The sequence below is a fragment of the Thermoleptolyngbya sp. M55_K2018_002 genome, assembly GCF_015295965.1.
GTDB classification, from domain to species: Bacteria; Cyanobacteriota; Cyanobacteriia; order Elainellales; family Elainellaceae; genus Thermoleptolyngbya; species Thermoleptolyngbya sichuanensis.
On sequence record NZ_DVEA01000244.1, the window covers coordinates 1 to 9,032 of the forward strand.

The 9,032-nt window shown below is 56.5% G+C and carries 8 protein-coding genes, 1 tRNA gene and 1 pseudogene; 4 read left to right on the plus strand and 6 right to left on the minus strand.

Annotation, left to right across the window (positions count from 1 at the left end; translation table 11 throughout):
- Positions 1–847: peptidase M15A (locus IGS51_RS12060; RefSeq protein ID WP_367279328.1), on the minus strand; the 847-nt coding region annotated here is incomplete at its 3' end.
- 404 nt (positions 848–1,251) lie between these two features.
- Between IGS51_RS12060 and IGS51_RS12065 the strand changes: the two genes are divergently transcribed.
- Both IGS51_RS12065 and IGS51_RS12070 read left to right on the plus strand, forming a co-directional pair.
- Positions 1,252–1,323 (plus strand) — tRNA-Thr (locus IGS51_RS12065).
- A gap of 136 nt (positions 1,324–1,459) precedes the next feature.
- Positions 1,460–1,753 (plus strand): hypothetical protein, encoded by a 294-nt coding sequence (locus tag IGS51_RS12070; RefSeq protein ID WP_297078615.1) that lies wholly within the window; start codon positions 1,460–1,462, stop codon positions 1,751–1,753.
- A 359-nt stretch (positions 1,754–2,112) separates the two neighbouring features.
- Here IGS51_RS12070 and IGS51_RS12075 read toward each other — a convergent pair whose 3' ends face one another.
- Both IGS51_RS12075 and IGS51_RS12080 read right to left on the minus strand, forming a co-directional pair.
- Positions 2,113–2,790, minus strand: coding sequence for a PD-(D/E)XK nuclease family protein (locus tag IGS51_RS12075; protein ID WP_297078616.1), 678 nt, complete (start codon positions 2,788–2,790; stop codon positions 2,113–2,115).
- A gap of 28 nt (positions 2,791–2,818) precedes the next feature.
- Positions 2,819–2,977, minus strand: coding sequence for a hypothetical protein (locus tag IGS51_RS12080; protein WP_297078617.1), 159 nt, complete (start codon positions 2,975–2,977; stop codon positions 2,819–2,821).
- Between the two features lie 116 nt (positions 2,978–3,093).
- Here IGS51_RS12080 and IGS51_RS22375 point away from each other — a divergent pair, with 116 nt between their 5' ends.
- Positions 3,094–3,549: a helix-turn-helix domain-containing protein gene (locus IGS51_RS22375; RefSeq protein WP_367279329.1), complete on the plus strand. Its 456-nt coding sequence runs from the start codon at positions 3,094–3,096 to the stop codon at positions 3,547–3,549.
- On the opposite strand, the gene thrC is transcribed toward IGS51_RS22375, so the two are convergent.
- The gene (thrC, locus tag IGS51_RS12090) at positions 3,451–4,551 is read right to left on the minus strand and encodes a threonine synthase (protein WP_225906889.1); all 1,101 of its coding nucleotides are present in this window, start codon (positions 4,549–4,551) and stop codon (positions 3,451–3,453) included. The genes IGS51_RS22375 and thrC overlap by 99 nt on opposite strands.
- A gap of 847 nt (positions 4,552–5,398) precedes the next feature.
- Between thrC and IGS51_RS12095 the strand changes: the two genes are divergently transcribed.
- Complete coding sequence (locus tag IGS51_RS12095; protein ID WP_297078618.1) at positions 5,399–5,587, plus strand: hypothetical protein; 189 nt, start codon at positions 5,399–5,401, stop codon at positions 5,585–5,587.
- Between the two features lie 382 nt (positions 5,588–5,969).
- Here IGS51_RS12095 and IGS51_RS12100 read toward each other — a convergent pair whose 3' ends face one another.
- Positions 5,970–7,268, minus strand: coding sequence for an ABC transporter substrate-binding protein (locus IGS51_RS12100; RefSeq protein ID WP_297078619.1), 1,299 nt, complete (start codon positions 7,266–7,268; stop codon positions 5,970–5,972).
- Between the two features lie 504 nt (positions 7,269–7,772).
- Positions 7,773–9,032, minus strand: a pseudogene (locus tag IGS51_RS12105) (tetratricopeptide repeat protein); the annotation flags it as partial.

Below are 9,032 nucleotides of genomic sequence, written 5' to 3' on the forward strand. Positions count from 1 at the left end.
TCGGTTGGGGTCTGGGATAAACGACTCTGCCTGCCTGCTCGACTCGCGCATGTTGGTCAAATACGTACCAGGTGTTAAACCCGTAGATATTGTCTTTGACGTACTTGAGGGCAAACTTGATGTGTGAGTTGAACGATCCCTGGGCATCGGCAAAGGCATAGTTGTCAATCACCAGCAGCGTCCCTGGAACGGCAGGAGCCTGTTCGTTGGGCGCAAGCTGCGACGACTGCACCGGGCGACGTTTGAACAGCGTGTTTTGCGTAATTCGCAAGATAAACGCATTGGGGTCTTCGGGGGGATACACCACGTCTCCATCGAAGGTGACGAAAGCGTGCTGATTGAACACGAACCAAGTGCTTAGCCCGTTGATAAAATCAGCGCGATCGCGAATGGCAAACTTAATATGGTTGTTAAATTCGCCCTGCGCGTCGGCGAAGGCGTAGGAATGCAGGTTGATCGTCCGTCCCCGCTGGATCGAGACTCGTTCTGAAGGGGACAACGCAGATGAATCGACCGGGCGGCGCTTCAGGATTGTATTTTGATTAATCCAGAGGATCGGTATGCTCTCTTGATCTTCGTGCGGGTAGACCACGACCCCGTTGGCTTCGACTTGGGCATCCAGACTCGACACAAACCAGGTGTTGAATCCGTTGATGGTTCGGTTTTGCAATGCAAACTTTATATGTCCGTTGAAGGAGCCATTGATATTGGCGTAGGCATAGGAATGCAGCGGGTAGGTGTTGCCAGAGGCGATCGCCACCATTTCATTGGGCTGCAACAGAGAAGTCGGCTCGGGCCGCAGCTTAAACACGGTTGCTGTATTCACACGCAGAATCAGTTGTACCATCGGCAACACCCAAATCTAGTTCGCTCAAAGCGCTCCAAAGCAAGCGCTGAAAATAGACCTACTCATGATAGGTGCTTTTGTAGCTTTTGCAGCTTTGGGCTTCGCCCCGCTGTTTTGTAGCAACTGGCTTTGACTACAGGGCAACCCGGAGTAATCCCAGATAGACTGGTCTGAATCGATCAGGACTTATGCATTTGCGATACGCTCTTTGGGTTTTGGACAACTTCTCGCGGGCTGCACCCACAAGAAATTGTCCAACTGCGTAAGGCCTCTCGATTTTTGGAAGCGTAGAAAACCCGCGCAGCCCACCTCTGGGCGCAGAAACCCATTTCATAAATCACTCAGGGCTGCTACAATTCATGATTGTCTGTAAAAATTGACTTTGCAACGCTCGATGCAGCCTTGCCGGTGTAGCTCAGTGGTAGAGCACTCGATTCGTAATCGAGCGGCCGTGAGTTCAAATCTCATCACCGGCTTTTATCCCGAAACCCTTTAAGCTGGGTAGTTTCAAGGGTTTTTCGCAACGGTCACCATATCAAGGGCTACGGCGATCGCCCTCAGCATTCCCAGATGTATGTGCTGCTAGAGGGGCACGCCTAGGCAGAGGCGTTTTTGGCGGCTCATCAGGATGCCCGCGAACGGCTGGAGCAGGTGAGCCAGCTGATTGAGGGCTTTAAGACTCCTTATGGCATGGAGATGCTGGCAACGCTGCATTGGGTTGCTAAGGAAGACCCAGCCGTTGCAGAGGATGTAGAAGTGGCGATCGCCCTAGTTCACAAGTGGAGCGATCGCAAGCGCCAGCTCTTCAAGCCCCAACATTTGCAAAAGGCATGGCAGTGCAAAAGGCATGGCAGCGCCTATCAGAGCAGGGTTGGTTCCATTTATCCTCTTTGTAAAGCCAATTAGCGGCAATTAGGCGTTATCTTGCTGGATGCTCGTCAAGACTTCCTGGGGCGTTTTGCGACCGTTTGCCGTCCGGTTAAAATCGGCATCAAGACTGTCTCAACCGGAACCGTCGCTAAGGACACCCCACACCCTGAACAGGCTTCCAACCGATGCCGCTCGACCTCATCGGGGGCGCTCCGCCAGTCCAGGGTTTGACCAGGATGACCGTCTTGTCTCCCTGATGGCCGCTCACTTTTGTGACGTAAGCTCCGAGTACGTTTGCCAAACCCGTCGCCGGCAGGCGGTTTACTACTGTTTCAACTGTCTTTACATCATCAATTCATGCTTTTTGCGGAAGGGCGATCGCCGCTATTTTTTGGCTATCTCGACCCCATGCGCCGATAGTATTCCCCTACACGCCGCTGCCACTGGCCCCAGTATTGGGCGATCGCCCCCGGTTCAAACCAGAACACCTCGGCGGGCTGGTGGGGAATGGCCACTACCAGCATGGCTTCGCGGATGTGAATCTTCTCGGCTTCGCAGTAATGGTTCACCGCGCCGCAGTAGGCCGCCAGTTGCAGTGGGCCATCATACAGCCGCTCGATACTGCCCTTGGGGCGATCGCCCGTTTTCCAGTCCAGCACGCAGGGGACGCCGCGATAGCTGGCTACGCAGTCCACTTTGCCTGCATAGCCCAGGTCATAGTGAAACACGGGCGCTTCTAGCAGCCGCACGCTCTGGATTTCTGCAACAATCGGCTCCAGGCTTTCCCAGTAGGGGCGCACGGCATCGGGACAGGTGGGATTTTCGCCTGCCAGATAGCGGCGGATGTGGGCGTGGGTCTGGCTGCCCCGACGGCTGGCGGCGGTGGCGATGCGTCCTGCCTCCTCTGCCCCCAGGCGATCGCGCCATTTTGCCAGCGCCTCTCGTGCCTCTGGCGGCTTGGTGGCGTTGAGGATCGTGCTGACGCTGGGGAGCGATCGCCCCGCCGCATCGACCAGATAGCCCCGCCTCGCCCGCTTCACCACGACAGAATTCTTGTAAACGCCGTTCGCCAAATTGCCCGTCGAACCGATCTTAGCCCGTCTAGACCCTGAAGCTGGGCAGGAGCGCGATCGCCCTTCGACTCACCCAGTCCGGTGCGCCAACCAAAATCATCTTGTTGTAGAACGGTTGTGAGGGGTGCGACCCGATGTTTTCGGACTGCTTCAGGGATTCTTCAGCATTAAAAAGCGGTTTGCTCATGCGGTTAGTTCCTTCTCATGCTTTGCAGAGTGTTTGTAATCACAAACACCATCTTGCTTCAAGTGTTTGTGATTACAAACATTTACTCCGTCATGTCCCCCTGACACGATGAGGGCATGGGTAAAGCAGGCAACGCGCTAAGAACTGTTCTAACCACCTATGGCATTAGCCAAAATCGCCTAGCCGTAACGATGGGCATTAGTCGTGGCACGGTCAACAATTGGTTTAACGAAACGCGAGATCCTACCGCAGAATCAATTCCTGCGATTGTGGCGGCGTTGGACACGCTCAATCCGGCGGCAGCGCGGGACTTTTTGCGGCTGTATCTGGACGAATATTGGGCCAGGCCAGGCGATTGGATTAACCCGCTGAGGGCATGGGTAAACCGTCGGGTGCTCCTGCGTGGTGAGCAGGAGAACAAGAGTCGCTTAAAGTTCCTCACCGCAAATCCAAAATCGCAATCGATCAAATTCCTAAAATCCCATTGCCTGCGCGACGGCCTCCAACTCCGGCGCAATGCCGCCTTTGAACTGGTTTTCGCAATGCTTGATGGCGGTGTCGGGGTCTTTTAGCCCGTTTCCTGTGAGGACGCAGACGACGGTAGCTTCCGCAGGCACGCGATCTTTTACCTTGAGCAGGCCCGCCACAGAAGAGGCGCTGGCGGGTTCGCAGAAAATACCCTCGCGGCTGGCCAGCAGGCGGTAGGCGGCCAAAATTTCTTCGTCGGTGACGGCGTTGAACTCGCCCTGGCTGGCATCTCGGACGGCGATCGCCTTTTCCCAGCTTGCGGGGTTGCCAATGCGGATTGCGGTGGCCAGCGTTTCGGGATGGGGAACTGGGGCCCCGCTGACCAGGGGCGATGCGCCCGCCGCCTGAAAGCCCATCATCCGGGGCAGGCGATCGCACTTGCCTTCCTGGTGATATTGGCAAAAGCCCATCCAGTAGGCGGTGATGTTGCCCGCGTTGCCGACGGGAATGCAGAGCCAGTCGGGCGCAGTACCCAGCACGTCCACAATTTCAAAGGCGGCGGTCTTTTGCCCCTCTAGGCGGTAGGGATTGACCGAGTTCACCAGCGTAATTGGGTAATGCTCTGCCATGTCGCGCACAATTTGCAGCGCCCGGTCAAAGTTGCCCTGAATCGCCAGCACCTCTGCGCCATAGAGGAGCGCCTGGGCCAGCTTGCCCACCGCCACATAGCCATCGGGAATTAGCACAAAGGGACGCAGCCCGCCCCGTCTGGCGTAGGCGGCGGCCGCAGCGGAGGTATTGCCCGTGCTGGCACAGATCACCGCTTCGGCTCCGGCTTCCTTGGCTTTGGAAATGGCCATGGTCATGCCCCGGTCTTTGAAGCTGCCCGTCGGGTTCAGCCCGTCGTACTTGACAAACACCTGCACGCCGCGACCAATCTCTTGGGCGATCGCCGGAACGGGGATCAGCGGCGTGTTTCCCTCTAGCAGCGTCACCACCGGCGTTTGCGCCGTCACGGGCAGATAGCGGCGATAGGTTTCGATCAGCCCGCCCCAGGCAGCCGCGCTGCTGGCAGAACTTGCAGGTCGATCAACAGGTTGAACCAGATGGGAATCAGAAGTCAGGGTCACGGCAATATCACTGAGCGTAAGTTTGAAAAGCGGTGAAAAGCGGTTTTGCTGAAAAGCAGTTTTATCGAAAAGTGGCGTTGGTTTCAGGCAACTAATTGGGCAAAACAGGAGTCTCTTAGCTGGAAGGTCGATTTTGAAGATTCAGATTGAGATTCAGACTGAGATTTAGTATTTCAGTCTCAACCCCGCTCCAAAAAGCTCGGACTGCTGAATCTAGACGCTGTGTTCAAAAGGCTATCTCTAAAAGGGTGCTACAAAACTCGTTTCAAGATTCCCATTTTCGCCTATAGTGGCTGAGGCTTCATCAGACTCGGACTCGATTCAGACTCGGACTCGATTCAGACTCAGGCTCGATTTGAAAAAGCAGTTTGAAAAAGCGGTCTGAGGAAGGCATGTTCAGCAAGCGGGCGATCGCACAAGGCGATCGCACAAGGCAATCGCACAACTGGAGTGAAATGAGGGACAGATCGAAATGGGGGATGGATCTCAAGTCTACCCGCAGAGGGCTGGCTACGTAACCCGTGAGAACAGGCGCAACTGAGTGCGATCGCGCTGCCGTTTGGTCGGGACGCTGACCAGTGCCCAAACTGCCACATTCTGCGGTGGGTGCATCAATTATTTGACTAGGATCAATCTTTAGCACTAAGTTAAGATTACTTAATGGTGTGAGTGAGTACAAATGACTAGCGCAACTTTGCATCTGTCTCTGGATCAGGTTTCTACTGGTCAAGCAGTGAATGTTTCTGTGGATGCGTCTGTTTCTCCCATTGTTGGTGACGTTGTAGTTGGTGACGTTGTAGTTGGTAACGTTGGTGACCGAGCTATGCTAGATAACCCCGCAGTTGAGAGCGATCGCAGTCTTGTTTCAGCCACCCCCGCTCCAGAGCTGAACAAGCTTCCCTACGACAAAGCCCATCAGCTTGAGCTGTTGCACCTCCGCGCCGAGGCCGAGGCCCTGCTCCAGCAGCTCCAAATTGAAAAGCAGCGCAAGTTGGTTTCCGCAGGCAGCTAAATTTTAGCCTCCAGGTTTTAACTGGCTTTCCAGGATTTCAAAGCACCTCAGCCCTGTTAGCGTGTGCGGGTCTGAGTTTGCCGCATCTCTTTGCATCTCTTTTGAGAAGGGCTGCTTGAGGAGGGCTGCTGAGCTTGTTCCAGCCTGAATCGCTCTTGGTTCTATGTCTTGGGCTGATGTCTTGGGCTAAGGATCTTCAGCCAAGCCTTCAGAATTCCAAATACTGGCAATATCTGGCAATATACCGAATCTGGCAATATACCGACCATTTAGGCTTTGCCTGAACCCTCCATGCCTTCTTCTCTGCGTTGGGTTCAGGCAAAGCCTTTTTCCGGATGAAACGAAGTCGTCCGGCGCTATCTGGCGACGCTACCCGCCAATTTTATCCGCCGACGTTAATCGTGGACTTGACCTCGATTTGTCCGGCATCATTAACCGTCCAAACGTCGTAGCTGCCCACCACGTCACCCTGCTCGTCAAAGTCCAGGCTGCCGCTTGCCCCCTGAAAGTCTATGTCCTTGCCCTCGCGAACAAGGGCCAGCGCTGCGCAGATGTCGGTGGTTTGTTCACCGGGGGGGTTAGACACGCTGCGAATGCTGTCTTTCAGGGCGGGGCCACTGCCGCTCTTGGCTGCTTCTGCTGCCAAAACGAGGAGCGCTGCTGCGTCCCAGCTATTGGGGTCATAGACCTGTGGGTCGCGGTTGAACTTTTCTCGGTAGCGATCGCGGAAGTCGTTTAGCCCCGGGCCGCCTGCACTAGGGGCCGTGCCCATCATCCCCGTCACGATGAACTTGCCGTCGGCCGTCTTGCCGACCAGTTCCGCCAGGTTGTCGGTCTTCATGCCGTCGGTGAAAAGCACCTTGGTCGTGCCGTCGAGGAAGCCTTGCTCCTGGGCGGCTTTGAGAATGATGCTGCCCGATTCGGGATAGGCGATGATCAGCACGGCATCGGGTTTGCTGCCAAAGGCGCTGCCCACTTCCGAGTCAAAACTGGTGGCGTTGGGGGCGTATTTGGTGGGGTTGGATTCGTTGACGACCGTGCCGCCCAAGGCTTTGAAGGCAGGCACAAAGGCCTGGACGAGTCCGTTGCCGTAGTCATTGTTGATGGCGAGGATGGCGATCGTTTTGATGCCTTCTTGATTGGCGAGCTGGGCTAGCGCGTCACCCTGGAAGGTGTCGGGGGGCGCAGTTCTCAGCCAAAAGCCGTTAAATTCTCCCTTCTTCGCCCGCTCGGTAAATACAGGACTGGTGCTGGAGGGGGAGATTTGCACGACCTGATTTCGCACCGCGATATCCACAGCAGCGCTGGAGACGGAACTGGCGGCCGCGCCCACCACTGCGCCGACTCGATCCACCTCGGCTAGCTTGGTCATGCCCGATGCCCCTGCTGCTGGATCAGTCTGGTCGTCCTCGGACACCAGTTGCACGGGTTGCCCCATCACGCCTCCACAGGCATTGACGGTTTCCACCAAGAACCCGACGCTATCTTGCATGGGCTGTCCATATTGGGCCAGGTCGCCCGTGACAGGCAAGAGCGTCCCCAGTTTCAGCGCACCCGATCCGCCTGCGGCCGGGCTGGCGGCTGGGCTAGACGTGCTACTGGTCGGCGTAGGCGGTTGGCAGGCGGCTGCGGCCAACAGGAGGGCGATCGCCCCGCCTCGTCCCAGCCAGCGCAGCCTCAATGTGCCTGAACCATCGGCTGATGCGCCTGGGTGGGTTAGAGTCTTAAATTTTGGAGTGGTCGTTTCAGTAGAGTTTGCAGAATTGGCAGACCGAGACTTGGCAGACTTGAACGATGTGAAGCGTTTCATCATTGCACCATGCTCTCCTATGGTTCTCCTAAAGTCGTCTATGGATTTTAGCTTGAGTGATGCCGCAGCAAAGTCAGTCGATGGGTTTATTAACCCAACTGGTTGGCATCCCTTAACGCTTAGGACTCACGCAGTTGGACGACTCCTCGCAGGCGCAGCTCACGAGAAATCGCCCAAAACCCAGAAAACGTATCGCAGGTGCGTAAGTCCTGGCGCTTTCAACGATAGGAGAAAAAGCAGGTGGTGTCTTTATGGAAAAGTATGGACTGGAAGTATGGTTCTCGCAGGCTGCGTGCTACAGGCGGTGTGCTACAGATGCGTACTACAGATTGCATACTACAGGCTGCGTACTATAGGCCGCGTAACACAGCGGAACTATAGGCGGGGCAAGAGTTCGGGTAGCAAGTGGGCAGGTACGGTCGAGAGCGCCTGATTTTGCCCTGCCGTTCCAAACAGTTCGTAAAAGGCTTTCAGGGTTTGCAACACGCTCTGCATCGCCGCTTGCCGCAGTTCCGGCTGGTGCTGCCATCGGGTGGCGGCCTGGAGATGGTGGTGCAGCGCTTTTTCGAGGGGGGCGACCTCTGGCGCAGTGCCCAAGAGCCGGGGAACCTGGGTGGCAATGTGGAAATAGGCGAGGCCGAGGTTGTTGTGTGTGGTGGCGGGGTCAAAGCTGAGCATGACTGGGCTGGATAGCGCTTCGAGCTTTGCTACGCCCTGCAATGCGGCTTCGTAAGCCTGGATGGCTGCCTGGAGCTTTTGAAGTTGCTCTTGGGGGCGATCGCCCAGACACAGCGCCAGATGCCAGAGGGCCGTGCCCAGGTTGTTTTGTGTGGCGGCAAAGGCGGCCGGAGCCGCATCCAGGGTGCGCTGCTGAAGCGATTGACGATAGGCGGCGATCGCCTTGGGCAGGTAGACCTCTGGCTGCTCGATCTGCGCCAAACTCCACAGCGCCGTGCCCAGGTTGTTTTGGATCATGGCGTAGCTCAGCGGCGGCTGGCTATTGGGATATTTCAGTGCTTCCTGATAGGCGGCGATCGCCCGCTTCAGAGACTCTTTGGGCTGGTGGTGTTGCGCCAGATTCCAGTAGGTCGTGCCCAGGTTATTCTGCGTCGAGGCATAGCGGGCGGGATCGCTGCTGGCATCCCGATAGCGCAGCGCCTCTCGGTAAGATTGCGCCGATTTCTGTAAATTCTCAATGGGCTGCTCGTAGCGGGCCAAATCGGCGTAGGCTGCCCCCAGGTTGTTGTGCAGCATGGGATAGCTCTGGGCCTGGGTGTGGGTGTCCAGCTTTTTCAGCGCCAGTTGATAAGACTGAATCGCCTGCCGCAGGTTGGGCAACACCTGGTCAGGAGCGGGCGGATTGCGCGACAGTAGCCAGCAGAGATTGCCCACGTCGTTCAGCAAATCCGTCCACAATGGCGATTTATCCGGCAGGCGCACCATCACCTGCTCGTAGGCTTGCAGCGCAGCCATCAGGGTGGGCAGACTGGTGTCGCCCTGCTCAATGCGATCGCGATAGGCATCCCCTAGCGTGCGATAAGCGTCCTGCAATTGAGCCGCTGAGGCCGACTGTCGATGCAGATGGGCAATTTGCTCCAGCAGTCGAGTAATCTGCGCGTCGGGATCGGTCGGCGG